The organism is Streptomyces sp. NPDC054794 (assembly GCF_053611585.1).
Genome location: NZ_JBSHAQ010000016.1, coordinates 1 through 652, shown reverse-complemented (window position 1 = coordinate 652; position 652 = coordinate 1). Strand labels below are relative to the sequence as shown.

The following is a 652-nucleotide window of genomic DNA, read 5'->3' as shown; positions in this document are numbered from 1 at the left end:
GTCCCCCGGGCTCGCAGAGCCGAACCCAACCCCGCCCGTAGCCACCACGGTCGCCACCACGGTCGCCACCGCGATCGCCGCCACGGTCGTCCCGACGGCCGTAGCCGGCACGGTCGTTGTCGCGACGGTAGCCACCGCGGTCGCCGCGGTAGCCGCCCCGGTCACCACGGTCACCACTTTCCCGTCGCCGCTGATCGCGCTCCGGTCGGTCATCGGGAGAGTTGGTGGACATGGTGACTCCTGTCTTCGGTACCGCAAGTCATTCTCGCGCAGCCGGCTATCCGGCGCGCTCCGGAAAAAAAGAAAGGACTCCTGGTCCCAGCGTGAACGCTGGGACCAGGAGTCCTCCAAAGATTGTTCGGCGGCGTCCTACTCTCCCACAGGGTCCCCCCTGCAGTACCATCGGCGCTGTGAGGCTTAGCTTCCGGGTTCGAAATGTAACCGGGCGTTTCCCTCACGCTATGACCACCGAAACCCTAATGGTTTCGAGCGAACAAGCACACTCTTCAATTGTGTGTTCAGCTCTAAGCCGGCAACCGTTCGTTGCCTCAGAACATACACAGTGGACGCGAGCAACTGAGGACAAGCCCTCGGCCTATTAGTACCAGTCAACTCCACCCGTTACCGGGCTTCCATATCTGGCCTATCAACC

The 652-nt window shown here is 62.6% G+C and carries 1 protein-coding gene and 1 rRNA gene; both read right to left on the bottom strand.

Annotated features, from left to right (window positions below; all coding sequences use genetic code 11):
* Positions 1 to 213: hypothetical protein (locus ACWGKT_RS18480; protein WP_453274495.1), on the bottom strand; the 213-nt coding region annotated here is incomplete at its 3' end.
* 143 nt (positions 214 to 356) lie between these two features.
* Positions 357 to 473 (bottom strand): 5S ribosomal RNA (gene rrf, locus ACWGKT_RS18475).
* Positions 474 to 652: the final 179 nt, after the last annotated feature.